The organism is Variovorax sp. EBFNA2 (assembly GCF_033802765.1).
Taxonomy (GTDB): Bacteria; Pseudomonadota; Gammaproteobacteria; order Burkholderiales; family Burkholderiaceae_C; genus Variovorax; species Variovorax paradoxus_H.
In genome coordinates this window covers 3888628-3902068 of record NZ_CP138496.1, presented here as the reverse complement: position 1 = coordinate 3902068, position 13441 = coordinate 3888628, and the positions used below count along the sequence as shown (strand labels likewise).

Annotated in this window: 16 protein-coding genes; 12 read left to right on the top strand and 4 right to left on the bottom strand. The window is 67.8% G+C overall.

Annotated elements, in window-relative coordinates; all coding sequences use genetic code 11:
• The first annotated feature begins 39 nt into the window (after window positions 1-39).
• Genes hflK through RZE79_RS18515 form a run of 6 tightly spaced genes read left to right on the top strand, consistent with a single transcriptional unit; the run spans window position 40 to window position 5677 of the window.
• On the top strand, window positions 40-1416 hold the full coding sequence (hflK, locus tag RZE79_RS18540) for an FtsH protease activity modulator HflK (RefSeq protein WP_153283907.1): 1377 nt from the start codon (window positions 40-42) through the stop codon (window positions 1414-1416).
• A 17-nt stretch (window positions 1417-1433) separates the two neighbouring features.
• Window positions 1434-2330, top strand: a complete 897-nt coding sequence (hflC, locus tag RZE79_RS18535) for a protease modulator HflC (RefSeq protein WP_056580103.1) — start codon at window positions 1434-1436, stop codon at window positions 2328-2330.
• 46 nt (window positions 2331-2376) lie between these two features.
• Window positions 2377-2565 carry a DUF2065 domain-containing protein gene (locus RZE79_RS18530; RefSeq protein ID WP_319355823.1) on the top strand — a complete coding sequence of 63 codons (189 nt, stop codon included), beginning with the start codon at window positions 2377-2379 and terminating at the stop codon, window positions 2563-2565.
• Window positions 2566-2609: 44 nt separating this feature from the next.
• Complete coding sequence (locus RZE79_RS18525; RefSeq protein WP_319355822.1) at window positions 2610-3779, top strand: ATP phosphoribosyltransferase regulatory subunit; 1170 nt, start codon at window positions 2610-2612, stop codon at window positions 3777-3779.
• Window positions 3780-3802: 23 nt separating this feature from the next.
• Window positions 3803-5134: an adenylosuccinate synthase gene (locus RZE79_RS18520; protein WP_153283909.1), complete on the top strand. Its 1332-nt coding sequence runs from the start codon at window positions 3803-3805 to the stop codon at window positions 5132-5134.
• A gap of 18 nt (window positions 5135-5152) precedes the next feature.
• Complete coding sequence (locus RZE79_RS18515; protein WP_101490322.1) at window positions 5153-5677, top strand: phosphoribosyltransferase; 525 nt, start codon at window positions 5153-5155, stop codon at window positions 5675-5677.
• A 31-nt stretch (window positions 5678-5708) separates the two neighbouring features.
• On the opposite strand, the gene RZE79_RS18510 is transcribed toward RZE79_RS18515, so the two are convergent.
• From RZE79_RS18510 to RZE79_RS18500, 3 genes are all read right to left on the bottom strand, one after another.
• Window positions 5709-6170 carry a VOC family protein gene (locus RZE79_RS18510; protein ID WP_319355819.1) on the bottom strand — a complete coding sequence of 154 codons (462 nt, stop codon included), beginning with the start codon at window positions 6168-6170 and terminating at the stop codon, window positions 5709-5711.
• 75 nt (window positions 6171-6245) lie between these two features.
• On the bottom strand, window positions 6246-7127 hold the full coding sequence (locus RZE79_RS18505) for an AraC family transcriptional regulator (protein ID WP_319355818.1): 882 nt from the start codon (window positions 7125-7127) through the stop codon (window positions 6246-6248).
• Window positions 7128-7205: 78 nt separating this feature from the next.
• Window positions 7206-7961 carry a M48 family metallopeptidase gene (locus RZE79_RS18500; protein ID WP_319355817.1) on the bottom strand — a complete coding sequence of 252 codons (756 nt, stop codon included), beginning with the start codon at window positions 7959-7961 and terminating at the stop codon, window positions 7206-7208.
• 134 nt (window positions 7962-8095) lie between these two features.
• Between RZE79_RS18500 and RZE79_RS18495 the strand changes: the two genes are divergently transcribed.
• Together RZE79_RS18495 and RZE79_RS18490 are read left to right on the top strand one after the other, a co-directional pair.
• Complete coding sequence (locus RZE79_RS18495) at window positions 8096-9289, top strand: PLP-dependent transferase (RefSeq protein WP_319355815.1); 1194 nt, start codon at window positions 8096-8098, stop codon at window positions 9287-9289.
• Between the two features lie 104 nt (window positions 9290-9393).
• Window positions 9394-9597, top strand: coding sequence for a hypothetical protein (locus tag RZE79_RS18490; protein ID WP_055796387.1), 204 nt, complete (start codon window positions 9394-9396; stop codon window positions 9595-9597).
• Between the two features lie 87 nt (window positions 9598-9684).
• On the opposite strand, the gene RZE79_RS18485 is transcribed toward RZE79_RS18490, so the two are convergent.
• Entirely contained in the window at window positions 9685-10320 is a 636-nt protein-coding gene (locus tag RZE79_RS18485) for an arylesterase (protein WP_319355813.1), read from the bottom strand.
• 36 nt (window positions 10321-10356) lie between these two features.
• On the opposite strand from RZE79_RS18485, the gene RZE79_RS18480 reads away from it, so the two are divergent.
• Genes RZE79_RS18480 through rlmB form a run of 4 tightly spaced genes read left to right on the top strand, consistent with a single transcriptional unit; the run spans window position 10357 to window position 13435 of the window.
• A complete protein-coding gene (locus RZE79_RS18480) occupies window positions 10357-11079 on the top strand; it encodes an ABC transporter ATP-binding protein (protein WP_062480734.1) in 723 nt (240 codons plus the stop codon).
• A 60-nt stretch (window positions 11080-11139) separates the two neighbouring features.
• Window positions 11140-11661, top strand: coding sequence for a ribosomal protein L7/L12 (locus RZE79_RS18475; protein WP_153283915.1), 522 nt, complete (start codon window positions 11140-11142; stop codon window positions 11659-11661).
• 4 nt (window positions 11662-11665) lie between these two features.
• Window positions 11666-12655 (top strand): hypothetical protein, encoded by a 990-nt coding sequence (locus tag RZE79_RS18470; RefSeq protein WP_319355810.1) that lies wholly within the window; start codon window positions 11666-11668, stop codon window positions 12653-12655.
• 33 nt (window positions 12656-12688) lie between these two features.
• Window positions 12689-13435 (top strand): 23S rRNA (guanosine(2251)-2'-O)-methyltransferase RlmB, encoded by a 747-nt coding sequence (gene rlmB / locus RZE79_RS18465; RefSeq protein WP_153283917.1) that lies wholly within the window; start codon window positions 12689-12691, stop codon window positions 13433-13435.
• Window positions 13436-13441 lie beyond the last annotated feature (6 nt).

The following is a 13441-nucleotide window of genomic DNA, read 5'->3' as shown; positions in this document are numbered from 1 at the left end:
CGAATGAATGCAAAGCCAGCGCGGAGAGGGTTTCTGGGCATGTTCAACCTGAACGATGGCCGATGGGGTCGCGGCGACGAGCCGTCCTCCAACGGCGACCGCCCGGCCGGCAACCGGCCACCCGATGCCGACCCCCCCGGCGCCCCGATCCCGCCGCCTTCGAGCGGCAACCAGAACAACAACGGCAACGGCAATCGCCCGCGCGGCCAAGGCCCCAACCAGGGCCCGCCCGACCTCGACGAACTCTGGCGCGATCTCAATCGCAAGCTCGGTGGTTTCTTCGGCGGCGGCAAGGGTGGCGGCAACCGCCCCAATGGCACCGGCGGCGGTGGCGGCAACGGCTACAAGCCCGACATGAAGAATGCCGGTTTCGGCATCGGCCTCGTGGCCGCAGTGGCGGTCCTGATCTGGCTCGGCACCGGCTTCTTCATCGTGAACGAAGGCCAGCAGGCCGTGGTCACGCAGTTCGGTCGCTACAAGTCGACGGTGAATGCCGGCTTCAACTGGCGCCTGCCGTACCCCATTCAACGCCACGAAGTGGTGGTGACCACGCAGATCCGCTCGACCGACGTGGGCCGCGACGCCATCGTGCGTTCCACGGGCCTGCGCGAATCGGCCATGCTGACCGAAGACGAGAACATCGTCGAAATCAAGTTCGCCGTGCAGTACCGCCTGAGCGACGCGCGCGCCTGGCTCTACGAGAGCAAGTCGCCCGCTGAAACCATCGTGCAGGTGGCTGAAAGCTCCGTGCGCGAAGTGGTCGGCAAGATGAAGATGGATGCAGCGCTCGCCGAAGAGCGCGACCAGATCGCACCCCGCGTGCGCGCACTGATGCAGACCATCCTCGACCGCTACAAGGTCGGTGTCGAAGTTGTCGGCATCAACCTGCAGCAGGGCGGCGTGCGTCCGCCCGAGCAGGTGCAGGCCGCCTTCGACGACGTGCTCAAGGCCGGCCAGGAGCGCGAACGCGCCAAGAACGACGCCGAGGCTTACGCCAACAACGTCGTGCCGCTGGCCACCGGTACCTCGTCGCGCCTGAAGGAAGAATCCGAGGCCTACAAGGCGCGGATCGTCGCGCAGGCACAGGGTGACGCGGGTCGCTTCAGCTCGGTGCTGACCGAGTACCAGAAGGCACCGCAGGTGACGCGCGACCGCATGTACACCGACGCCATGCAACAGATCTACGCCAGCACGACCAAGGTGCTGGTCGACAGCAAGCAGGGCTCCAACCTGCTGTACCTGCCGCTCGACAAGCTGATGCAGCAAGGCGGTGGCAACGCGGCCACGCCTGTGGACGCCGCCAGCCCCAGCGTGGCCGGCACCGCACCGGCCCAGTCGTCGGTGATCCCGGTGGCTCCCGCCACCACCGACGTGCGCGCCCGTGACGGCCGCTCGCGTGACCGCGACGTGCGCTGAGAAAGGCCCGGAACAACATGAACAGAATCGGTTTCATCGCCACCTCGGTCCTCGTCCTGCTCGTGCTGCTGAGCTCGACCCTCTTCGTGGTCGACCAGCGCCAGTTCGGCGTGGTCTATGCCCTCGGCCAGATCAAGCAGGTCATCACCGAGCCCGGCCTCAACTTCAAGCTGCCGCCGCCGTTCCAGAACGTGTCGTACATCGACAAGCGCCTGCTGACGCTCTCCAGCCTCGACACCGAGCCCATGCTCACCGCTGAAAAGCAACGCGTGGTGATCGACTGGTACGTGCGCTGGCGCATTTCCGACCCGCAGGCCTACATCCGCAACGTCGGTCTCGACGAGAACGCGGGCGCCATGCAGCTGAACCGCGTGGTGCGCAACGCCTTCCAGGAAAACATCAACAAGCGCACCGTGCGCGACCTGATCTCCGTGCGCCGCGAGGCCCTGATGGCCGACGTGCAGCGCGAAGTGCTGGCCGTCGTGAAGGGCGCCAAGCCCTGGGGCGTCGACGTGGTCGACGTGCGCATCACCCGCGTCGATTACGTGGAAGCCATCACCGAATCGGTCTACCGCCGCATGGAAGCCGAGCGCAAGCGCGTGGCCAACGAGCTGCGCTCCACCGGCACGGCCGAAGGCGAAAAGATCCGCGCCGATGCCGACCGCCAGCGCGAAGTGATCGTGGCCAATGCCTACCGCGACGCCCAGAAGATCAAGGGCGAGGGCGATGCCCAGGCTGCCGCGACCTACAGCGAGGCCTTCGGCCGCGATCCGCAGTTCGCCCAGTTCTATCGCAGCCTCGAGGCCTACAAGCAGAGCTTCAACAAGAAGAGCGACGTGATGGTGCTCGACCCGTCCTCGGACTTCTTCCGCGCCATGCAGAGCTCCGGCTCGGGCGGCGCGGCGCGCAAGTAGCAAGTAACAACGGGTCTTCCGTTTCTCTGCTTTCCTGTCTGGAGCCGTGAGCGCCGACACCTTCTGGAGCGCGTTGGCGCTGGTCCTGGTGATCGAAGGCATCCTGCCTTTCGTCTCGCCGGGCGGGTGGCGGCGCGGCTTCAGCCAACTGCTGCAGCTGCGCGACGGCCAGCTGCGTTTCTTCGGTCTTTGTAGCATCCTGCTGGGTTTGGCATTGCTCTGGGTACTGGGGTAGCGCAGGCCCGGTAGAATCCCGGTTTAACCACGCCCCCGATCCCCATGTCCGCCTGGGTCCTCCCGGATCACATTGCCGATGTGCTGCCTTCCGAGGCGCGCCACATCGAAGAACTTCGACGCCAGCTGCTCGATACCGCCCGTGGCTATGGCTACGAGCTGGTGATGCCGCCGCTGCTCGAGCACCTGGAGTCGCTGCTTTCGGGCACCGGCGAGGCGCTCGACCTCCAAACCTTCAAGCTTGTCGACCAGCTCTCCGGCCGCAGCATGGGCCTTCGCGCCGACACCACCCCCCAGGTGGCGCGCATCGACGCCCACCTGCTGAACCGTGATGGCGTGGCCCGGCTGTGCTACTGCGGCCCGGTGGTCCATACCCGACCCGACCGCCCGCATGCCACCCGCGAGCCGCTGCAGTTCGGTGCCGAAATCTACGGCCACGCCGGCCTCGAAGCCGACACCGAAACCCTGCTGCTGGCGCTCGACTGCCTCGACGCCGCCGGCCTGCGCGACGGCGTGATCGTCGACTTGGCCGACGCCCGCATCGTGCGCGCGCTGTTCGCCGGCGTGCCGGTCGATGCCGCCGCGATCGCCCGCGTGCACGCCGCACTGGCCGCCAAGGACGCGAGCGAGCTGCAGGCGCTCACCCAGGATTTTCCCGCTGCGTCACGCGACGGCCTGCGCGCCCTCGTGGGCCTGTACGGTGACGTCGCCGTGCTCGACGAGGCCGCCAAGGCCCTGAAGAACACGCCCGCCGTGACCACAGCGCTGGCCGATCTGAAGCAGCTCGCCGCCGGGCTGAATGGCCTGAACGGCACGGCAGGGCGCCAGATCAGCTTCGACCTGGCCGACCTGCGCGGCTACGCCTACTACAGCGGCATGCGTTTCGGCATCTACGTGCCGGGCGCGGCCGATTCGCTGGTGCGCGGTGGCCGCTACGACGAGGTAGGCGCCGTGTTCGGCCGCAACCGTCCGGCCGTCGGCTTCAGCCTCGATGTGCGCGAACTCGTCGGCGTGCTGCCGGCGCGTCCGCTGCGCGCTGCCATCCGTGCGCCCTGGAGCGACGCGGCCGGCCTGCGTCAGGCGATTGCCCAATTGCGCAAGGCCGGCGAAACGGTAGTCTGCGTGCTGCCCGGCCACGGCAGCGAAATCGATGAATTCCATTGCGACCGCGAGCTCGTCGAGCAGGCCGGCCAATGGAATGTCCGAGCGATCTGAATTTTTGAAGCAATGGAACGAGCATGAGCGTAACCACCGGAAGAAACGTGGTCGTCGTCGGGACCCAATGGGGCGACGAAGGCAAGGGCAAGCTGGTTGACTGGCTGACGGAAAGCGCCCAGGGCGTGGTCCGTTTCCAGGGCGGCCACAACGCGGGCCACACGCTGGTCATCAACGGCGTGAAGACCGCGCTGCACCTGATCCCGAGCGGCATCATGCGGCCCGGCGTCAAGTGCTACATCGGCAACGGCGTGGTGCTGTCGGCGGCCAAGCTCTTCGAGGAAATCGAGGGCCTGGAAAAAGCCGGCGTCGAGGTGCGTTCGCGCCTGCGCATCAGCGAGGCCTGCCCGCTGATCCTGCCGTTCCACGCCGCGCTGGACATCGCGCGCGAGGCCTACCGTGAAAAGGGCGGCATCGAAAAGATCGGCACCACCGGTCGCGGCATCGGCCCGGCCTACGAAGACAAGATCGCGCGCCGCGCGCTGCGCGTGCAGGACCTGAAGCACCCCGAGCGCTTCGCGGCCAAGCTGCGCGTGCTGCTCGAGCTGCACAACCACGTGCTGACCCAGGTGCTGGGTGCGCCCGCCATCGACTACGACACGGTGTTCGACGAGGCCATGCGCCACGCTGCGCTGCTCAAGCCCATGATGGCCGACGTGTCGCGCGAGCTGAACGACGCCCACAAGGCCGGCGCCAACCTGCTGTTCGAAGGCGCACAGGGCACGCTGCTCGACGTCGATCACGGCACCTACCCGTACGTCACCTCGAGCAACTGCGTGGCCGGCAACGCCGCTGCCGGTTCGGGCGTAGGCCCGGGCATGCTGCACTACGTGCTCGGCATCACCAAGGCCTACTGCACCCGCGTGGGCGGCGGTCCGTTCCCCACCGAACTCGATTGGGCCACGCCGGGCACCCCCGGCTATCACATGAGCACCGTGGGCGCCGAAAAGGGCGTGACCACCGGCCGCAGCCGCCGTTGCGGCTGGTTCGACGCCGCGCTGCTCAAGCGCTCGGCGCAGGTCAACGGCCTGTCGGGCCTGTGCATCACCAAGCTCGACGTGCTCGACGGCCTCGAGAAGCTGGAGCTGTGCACCGGCTACGAGCTCGACGGCGAAATCACCGACATCCTGCCGATGGGCGCCGACGAAATCGAGCGCTGCACGCCGATCTACGAAACCCTCGAAGGTTGGACCGAGAGCACCGTCGGTGTCACGCAGCACGACAAGCTGCCGGTCAATGCGCGCCTGTACCTGCAGCGCATCGAGCAGATCACCGGCGTGCCGATCCACATGGTGTCGACCAGCCCCGATCGCGATCACACGATCATGATGCGCCACCCTTACCTCGCAGACTGAACAGGAACGAACCAGACCATGTTGACCGAAGACGGCAAGCATCTCTACGTCAGCTACGACGAGTACCACAACCTGATCGAGAAGCTCGCGATCAAGGTGCACCAGTCGGGCTGGGAGTTCGACACCATCCTGTGCCTGGCGCGTGGCGGCATGCGTCCGGGCGATGTGCTCTCGCGCATCTTCGACAAGCCGCTGGCGATCATGTCGACCAGCTCCTACCGCGCCGACGCTGGCACGGTCCAGGGCCATCTCGACATCGCCCGCTTCATCACGACCCCCAAGGGCGAGATCGCCGGCAAGGTGCTGCTGGTGGACGACCTGGCCGATTCGGGCCACACGCTGCACGCCGTGATGGACATGCTGCGCAACAACTACAAGCCGATCACCGAGTTGCGCAGCGCGGTCATCTGGACCAAGGCAATGTCGACCTTCACGCCCGACTACTCGGTCGAGTTCCTGGCCACCAACCCGTGGATCCACCAGCCCTTCGAGGGCTACGACTCGCTCGGCGCCGAGAAGCTGATCGAGAAGTGGTCGGTCTGACGACCGGCCCTGGCACCACCGGCCGGCGCGCTCAACTGCTGCCGCCGCCGGGGGTGTCGAACATCGCGGTGTAGCGCCGCTGCATTTCCTCCGGCGTCACCTTCTCGATGCTGTGACCCACGTTCCACCGGTGACCGAACGGGTCGCGGAAGACGCCGGAACGCTCCCCATAGAACTGATCCTGCGGTGCCATGTCCAGCGTGGCCCCCGCGGCGACCGCGCGCGCAACCAGCGCGTCGGCGTCGTCCACGTGCAGGTGCAGCGTCACGGCGCTGCCGCCGAGCGCCTTGGGCGAGCGGATGTTGAACTCGGCGAACTCGTCCGAGATCATCAGGATCGCGCCGTTGTGAAAGTCCAGCTCGACGTGCCCGATGCGGCCGCTGGGCTCGGTCAGTCGAAAGATTTCCTTCACTTCGAACACGTGGCAATAGAAGTCGACGGCGGCGGCGGCGTTGTCGACGCAGAGGTACGGAAACAGCTCGTGGATGGCCATAACGGGACCTGCCTTTCTTTCTTGAATCGGGTGTTGAAACGGGGACCGTGGCGCCGATTCTGCGCAGCCCCGGCGCTAGCGTCTTGAAGGAATTTGACCTGCCGCACGGAGGGCCGGCACATGGCGTGGCGACGCAGCGCCGGTCTGTCGCCAGGCCTGCGGCGAGAGGCCGGCCAGCGCGGAGAACTCGCGGCTCAGGTGCGCCTGATCGCTGTAGCCCGCGACGAGCGCGATGTCGGCCCAGGCGCGCGCGGGATCGTCGGCGGCCAACGCCAGCACGCGGTCGAAGCGCATCACGCGGGCGTATTCCTTGGGCGCAAGCCCGATTGACGCACGGAACAGCGCAATGAAGCGCCGATGGCTGTAGCCGCTGTGCGCCACCAGCGTGGCGATCGATGCGGGCGTGTCGTGGCTCATCTGTCCGAGCGAGGCGGCCACGGCGGGGTGCAGGCCGCGCGGGCTGGTGCGGGGCAGGGCGGCGGCGGTCAGGCGCTGGGTCAGCAAGGCTTCGAACACGTCCAATTGCCGGGCTGGGTCGTCGGACGATGCATACAGCTGTTCGAGCGCATCACCGGTCTGGCGTTCGCCCCACAGCGCGTCGAGTGGGATGTGGCGGCCGCTCAGGGCGTCTTCAGGCGCGCCCAGCAGCAGGCGTGCGGCACCGGGGTGCAATTGCGCGCCGACCGAGCGTGTCGCCACCGACACATCGCGCAGGTAGAAAGCGGCGCGTGCACCGCCGACGATCGCGTAGCCGACCGTGTGGCCGCGCAGGTCGCGTGTGTCGTCGAAGAGTCGCAGCGGCGGCCCTGAAAGCCGGAAGACGAGGTGCATGCCGCCCGTGGGCAGCACGTGTTCGCGCGCGCCGGTGCGTGTTGGGGGTTCGCCCTCGGGCGCCGAGGCCCACAGCAGCCGCAGGAAGGGCCGCAAATGAGGGGACGGGGGCCGCGTCAGCTGCATGGCGCGACGGGCCCCGGAAAGGGCGGGCGGGTGACCATCGGCGCATTGTGCGCCGACGGGCCGCTTCGCCCGGGCTGCTTACTTGCTCGTTGCGAGGCGCTTCTGGATGTTGGCTGCGCGGTCGCCGGAGGCCGGGTGCGAGCTGAGCATCGAGCTCTTGCCGCCGTCGAGCTTGGCCAGTTTCTGGAACGCGGTGACGAGGCCTTCGCGCTTGAGCTTCTGCGTGGTCAGCAGGTCGAAGGCGTAGTTGTCGGAGTCGGTTTCCTGCGATTGCGAGAACTGCGCGTTGACCAGCTTCTCGGCGAAGTCGCCGATCTGCGAGGACGACAGCTGCGTGATCGCCGCATTGCCGGTGGCGCCGGCGATGCCGCGCGCGGCCGACACGGCGTAGGCGGTCTGCATGGCCTTCTTGCTGTGGCCCAGGGCGACGTGGCCGATCTCGTGGCCGATGATTCCGCGCAGCTCGTCATCGTTCATGAGGTCCATGAGGCCGCTGTAGACGCGGATGCAGCCGTTGCCCATGGCCCAGGCATTCACGTCCTTCGTGAGGTAGACCTTGTAGCTGGCGGGCTGGCCGCCGATGGTGGTCGGCAGGCCCTGGCGCACGCGCTCCAGGCGCTTGCTGTAGGCATCGGTCGCGGGGGCGACCTTGGAGCTCTTGTCGAGTTCGGCACACGACTGGTTGGCCAGTGCCTGCACGTCGCCGTCGGTGAGCGACATGGCCTTGAAGGCGCTGCCGCCCGCGCCCGCGAGCGCGTTCGAATCCAGGTTCTTCATGCCGCCGCAGGCGGACAGGGCCGCAGCGGCCGTGAGGGTGATGAGCAGATGACGCATTGAGAAAATCCTCCCTTTATTTTCGGAGCCCGAACTCTATCCGCAATGCGCGGGCGATCCGGCCAAGGCCGTCGATATCGCACGGAGAATGTCACGGCCGTCGAGGGTTCCTTGAGGGGCGCTAGCATCTGCACATGAGCAAGCCTTCCACGACCCTGATCCACCATCCCTACACGCCGCCGGCCGCCTTCGCCGCGCCGCAGCCCGGCGTATTCAAGGCCTCGACCGTGTTCTTCGCCGACGTTGCTGCCATGCGCGCGCGCGACTGGAAGACCAAGGCCGGCTACACCTACGGCCTGCACGGTACGCCCACCACCTTCACGCTCGAAGAACGCCTGGCCACGCTCGAAGGCGGCACTGAATGCCTGCTCGTGCCGAGCGGGCTGGCCGCGATCTCGCTGGTCTCGTTCGCGTTCCTGAAGACCGGCGACGAGGTGCTGATTCCCGACAACGCCTACGGCCCCAACAAGGCGCTGGCCACTGGCGAGCTCGCGAACTTCGGCATCACGCACCGCCTGTACGACGCGATGAATCCGTCCGACCTGGAGGCCAAGCTCTCGCACCGCACACGGCTGGTGTGGCTCGAAGCGGCGGGTTCGGTGACGATGGAATTCCCCAACCTGCCGGCGCTCGCCGAGGTCTGCCGCGAGCGCGGCGTGATGACCGCGCTCGACAACACCTGGGGCGCGGGCCTGGCCTTCGCGCCCTTCGATTTCAACGGCACGGGGCAGGGCGTCGACGTGTCGGTGCACGCGCTCACCAAGTACCCGAGCGGCGGCGGCGATGTGCTCATGGGCAGCGTCGTCACGCGCGACGAGCGCCTGCACCGCGCGCTCAAGCTCACCCACATGCGCATGGGCTTCGGCATCGGCGTGGGCGACGTCGAAACTCTGCTGCGCTCGCTGCCGAGCATGGCGCTGCGCTTCGGCGCGCACGACCGCGCGGCGCGCGAGTTGGCTGGCTGGCTCAACGGCTGCGAAGAGATCGCGCAGGTGCTGCATCCCGCGCTGGAAGACTCACCGGGCCACGCCAACTGGCGCGCGCTGTGCGGCGCCACCGACCTCGCCGCGGGTCTGTTCTCGGTGGTGTTCGACGAGCGCTTCAGCACCGAGCAGGTCGACCGCTTCTGCGACAGCCTCAAGCTCTTCCGCCTCGGTTATTCGTGGGGCGGCCCGATCAGCCTCGTCGTGCCCTACGACATCGGTTTGATGCGCGACGCCAGCGTCGCCCGCTGGCCGTACAAGGGCACCCTGGTGCGTTTCTCGGTCGGCCTGGAAGACGTGGACGACCTGCGTGCCGACCTGCAACAGGCATTGCTGCAGATGTAAGCAAAGCGCCGGGCCCGGGCCGTCGCCGGGCTGGGGGTGCACCGTTATCGCTTACAGTAGGCCGAATCGCAGTCACCCTGACTGCCTCGCCTGAAGGAAAAGCAGTGGCAACACCCAATTACGGCTACGAGAAGCGTCAGAAAGAGCTGGCCAAGAAGAAGAAGAAGGAAGAAAAGCTTCGAGAGAAGGCGAACCGCAAGCTCAGCCCGAGCAGCGACGGACTGGCGCCCGGAGATCCGGAGACCGACGTGGCGTCGCTCGAGCGCGATCCCCCCACGGTGCCCGAGCTGCCGACCAAGAACGGGTGATTGCCCGTTTCCCGCACCCCCGGACATAGAAAAGCCGCAGCAGGCGAAGGCCTGCTGCGGCTTTTTCTTTGGTCGCGCGAGGGCGCGTTATTTGGGCAGCAGCTTGCGCAGCTCCGGCCAGACGTTGTCCAGGATCTGCGGCTGCGCCGCGGCGGTCGGGTGGATGCGATCGGCCTGGAACAGCGTCATGGCGTCGGGCGCATCGGCCACGCCCTTGAGCAGGAACGGCACCAGCGCCGACTTGGTCGTGCCCGCCACTTTGGCAAACACCGCCTCGAAGCGCCGCGTGTAGTCGCCGCCGTAGTTCGGCGGCACCTGGATGCCGACAATCAGCACCCGCGCGCCCGCGGCCTGCGCGGCCTTGGTGATCTGCAGCAGGTTGTCTTCGGTGTTCGAGAGCGGCAGGCCGCGCAGGGCGTCGTTGGCGCCGAGCTCCAGCACCACGTGGCTGGGCTTGTGCTGTGCCAGCAGGGCCGGGAAGCGGGCGCGCCCGCCGGAGCTGGTGTCGCCGCTGATGCTGGCGTTGACCACCGAGGCTGCGATCTTCTGCTGCGCAAGCCTTTTTTCCAGCAAGGGTACCCAGCCTTCGCCGCGCTTGAGGCCGTACTCTGCGCTCAGCGAATCTCCGAGCACGAGGATCACCGGCTTGCCGGTCGATGCCGCCTGCGCCTGGGCCGCAGCACCCGACCATGTCCCCGCGCTGCCGAGCGCGGCGGTGGTCAAGATAAAGTCACGTCGATTCAAAACGAAAAGCCTTTCATGTCCCAACCTCCGTCTGATGCCATTGTCGCCGTCGAGCATGTCTTCAAGTCCGTCACCGACTCGGCCGGCACGCTGGACATTCTGCAGGACATCCATTTCACCCTGGGCGCGCGGGAAACCGCCGCCATCGTCGGCGCCTCGGGCTCCGGCAAGAGCACCTTGCTGTCGATCATTGCCGGACTCGACACGCCCACGCGCGGCACCGTGAAGCTTGCGGGCGACGACATCTTCGCCATCGACGAGGACGAGCGCGCCGCGCTGCGCGCTCAGCGCGTGGGCTTCGTGTTCCAGAGCTTCCAGTTGCTGGGCAACCTGAGCGCCCTCGAAAACGTCATGCTGCCGCTGGAACTGGCCAACCGCAAGGACGCGCGCAAGGCCGCCACCGAGATGCTGGGCCGCGTCGGCCTGGGCCAGCGCCTGGGCCACTACCCCAAGGTGCTGTCGGGCGGCGAGCAGCAGCGCGTGGCGCTGGCGCGGGCCTTCGTGGTCCAGCCGGCCCTGCTGCTGGCCGACGAGCCCACCGGCAGCCTCGACTTCGCGACCGGCGAGCAGGTCATGAAGCTGATGTTCGACCTGAACCGCGAACTGGGAACCACGCTGGTGCTGGTCACGCACGACCGCAGCATCGCCTCGCAGTGCGAGCGGCGCATCACCATCGAGGCCGGGCGCGTGGCGCTCAACGAAAAAACACCCGAATCGACGGTCGCGCAGGCGGCCTGAGCCAGCAAGAAGACAGCGCCCGGCCCCCGCGGCGCTCGCCCTGAACACAGAGGATAGTTCATGACCCAGCTTCCCCCCGAAGCCATTGCCGCGCTGGAGCGCGGCAACCTGATCGAGGCCATCAAGATCGTGCGCGATCGCACCGGCATGGACCTCAAGTCGTCCAAGGAAGCCGTCGAGCGCTATGCCAACAGTGGCGCGCTCATCACCGGCGCGCCGGCCGATTGGCAGGAAGGCGACTGGGGCCGGGGCGAGGCGGCCGCCGAGACGGGCAACGGCATGCAGGGCAACGGCCCCGCCGCGGTGCCGGCGGCCGCACTCGCAGCCCTGGCGCGGGGCCAGAAGGTCGAGGCCGTGCGCCTCACGCGCGAGGCCACCGGCCTGGGCCTGGCCGAAGCCAAGCAACTCGTCGAGGCGCACCAGAACCCTGCCGTGGGCGACTTCGGGCACTTGCCGTCGAGCGCGGCGGTGAACCCGATGGCCGAGCCGGGCCGGGTGACGGGCGGCGGCTTCAAGTGGCTGCCGGTGATCGTCGTGCTGCTGATTGCGGCCGCGGCGTGGTCGTATTTCAAGGGCGCCTGAGCGCATGATCGTTCCCCAGTTCTGGGCCGAAGGCCGCATCCAGGAGCGTGTGGGCAGCCAGCAGTTCACCGTGCGCCGTTTCGGTTGGTCCGACGACAGCCCGTTGGCCGCACAGGCCCATGCTGACCAGCGCACCCGCGAGGCGTTCGACCGCATCGTGGTGGGCGGCGAAAAACTGGAGCGCCGCGAGCGCAAGCTGGCCTACAACGGCGCCAACGGCATGCCGATCCGCGAGGAGATCGTCGAACGCCAGGGCGACGCCGTCGTCACCCGCAACGGCTACGGCGCGCGCTGCCTCAACACGCCCGACGTGCTGTTCGTCGATGTCGACTTCGACGGCCCAGGCTCACGCGGCAGCGCACGCGGGTTGACGGTGATCGGCGCGGCATTCATCGGTTCGCTGGTCGCGGGCTACGCCACGCGCTCGGCGATGGCCGGCGTGGCCGCCTTCATGCTGGTGGCGGCCTTCGGCTTCTGGCGCGCCCACAAAGAGGGTCTGCCCGCGGTCGAGGACAAGAGCGATCCGCTGGCGGGTGCCCGTGCGCGTGTCGAGCGCTTCATCCACCAGCATCCCGACTGGCACCTGCGCCTGTACCGCACGCCGGCCGGCCTGCGCGTGCTGGCGATGCACGATGTCTTCGCACCGTCCGACGCCGCCGTGACCGACGCGTTCCAGACGCTGGGCGCCGACAAGGTCTACGCGCGCATGTGCCGCAACCAGAACTGCTTTCGCGCCCGCCTGAGCGCCAAGCCCTGGCGCGTCGGCATCGGCGAGCACCTGAAGCCTCAGCCGGGCGTCTGGCCGGTGTCGCCCGACCGGCTGCCCGCCCGCGATGCCTGGGTGGCGCGCTACGAAAAGGCCGCCGAGGGGTATGCCGCCTGCCAGTACCTGGGGAGCGTGGGCAACACGCTGAAGGTGCACATGAACGCCCTGGTGGTGCAGGAACTGCACGACGAACGCACCCGCGCGAACAGCGGATTGCCGCTGGCGTGAGGGCGAAGGCGTCGCGCCCTTGATAATCGGGGCATGTCTTCCCCTAAAGTGATCTTCGGCTTCCATGCCGTGGGCGTGCGCATCAAGACCGCGCCGAAATCGGTGCTCGAGGTTCTGTTCGATGCCAGCCGGCGCGATGCGCGCATGAAACAGTTCATTGCGCGTGCGCAAGAAGCCGGCGTGCGGCTGGTCGAGGCCGACAGCCTGCGCATTGCCAAGCTGGCCGGCAGCCACGGCCACCAAGGCGTGGCGGCGCGGGTCGAACCCACCGCGCAAATCCATTCGCTCGACGAACTGCTCGAAGGCCTCGAAGAGGCCGGCACCGTGCCGCTGCTGCTGGTGCTCGACGGCGTGACCGATCCGCACAACCTCGGCGCCTGCCTGCGCGTGGCCGACGGCGCCGGCGCCCATGCGGTGATTGCGCCCAAGGACCATGCGGCCGGCATCAACGCCACCGTCGCCAAGGTGGCGAGCGGTGCGGCCGAGACCGTGCCGTACTTCATGGTGACCAACCTGGCGCGCACGCTCAACGAACTCAAGGAACGCAGCATCTGGTGCGTGGGTACGAGCGACGACGCGCCGGGCACGATCTACCAGAGCGACTTCAAGCGCCCGCTGGCGCTGGTGCTGGGCGCCGAGGGCGAGGGCATGCGCCAGCTCACGCGCAAGACCTGCGACGAACTCGTCAGCATCCCGATGGCCGGCGCGGTCGAGAGCCTGAACGTGTCGGTGGCCAGCGGCGTGTGCCTCTACGAGGCCATGCGCCAGCGCGGCCTCTGAGCCTCA

Bases quoted from the DNA above. Each gene is read 5' to 3' on its own strand.
- hflK (WP_153283907.1), top strand. From the start codon at position 40: ATGTTCAACCTGAACGATGGCCGATGGGGTCGCGGCGACGAGCCGTCC.
- hflC (WP_056580103.1), top strand. From the start codon at position 1,434: ATGAACAGAATCGGTTTCATCGCCACCTCGGTCCTCGTCCTGCTCGTG.
- RZE79_RS18525 (WP_319355822.1), top strand. From the start codon at position 2,610: ATGTCCGCCTGGGTCCTCCCGGATCACATTGCCGATGTGCTGCCTTCC.
- RZE79_RS18520 (WP_153283909.1), top strand. From the start codon at position 3,803: ATGAGCGTAACCACCGGAAGAAACGTGGTCGTCGTCGGGACCCAATGG.
- RZE79_RS18515 (WP_101490322.1), top strand. From the start codon at position 5,153: ATGTTGACCGAAGACGGCAAGCATCTCTACGTCAGCTACGACGAGTAC.
- RZE79_RS18510 (WP_319355819.1), bottom strand. From the start codon at position 6,170: ATGGCCATCCACGAGCTGTTTCCGTACCTCTGCGTCGACAACGCCGCC.
- RZE79_RS18505 (WP_319355818.1), bottom strand. From the start codon at position 7,127: ATGCAGCTGACGCGGCCCCCGTCCCCTCATTTGCGGCCCTTCCTGCGG.
- RZE79_RS18500 (WP_319355817.1), bottom strand. From the start codon at position 7,961: ATGCGTCATCTGCTCATCACCCTCACGGCCGCTGCGGCCCTGTCCGCC.
- RZE79_RS18495 (WP_319355815.1), top strand. From the start codon at position 8,096: ATGAGCAAGCCTTCCACGACCCTGATCCACCATCCCTACACGCCGCCG.
- RZE79_RS18480 (WP_062480734.1), top strand. From the start codon at position 10,357: ATGTCCCAACCTCCGTCTGATGCCATTGTCGCCGTCGAGCATGTCTTC.
- RZE79_RS18475 (WP_153283915.1), top strand. From the start codon at position 11,140: ATGACCCAGCTTCCCCCCGAAGCCATTGCCGCGCTGGAGCGCGGCAAC.
- RZE79_RS18470 (WP_319355810.1), top strand. From the start codon at position 11,666: ATGATCGTTCCCCAGTTCTGGGCCGAAGGCCGCATCCAGGAGCGTGTG.
- rlmB (WP_153283917.1), top strand. From the start codon at position 12,689: ATGTCTTCCCCTAAAGTGATCTTCGGCTTCCATGCCGTGGGCGTGCGC.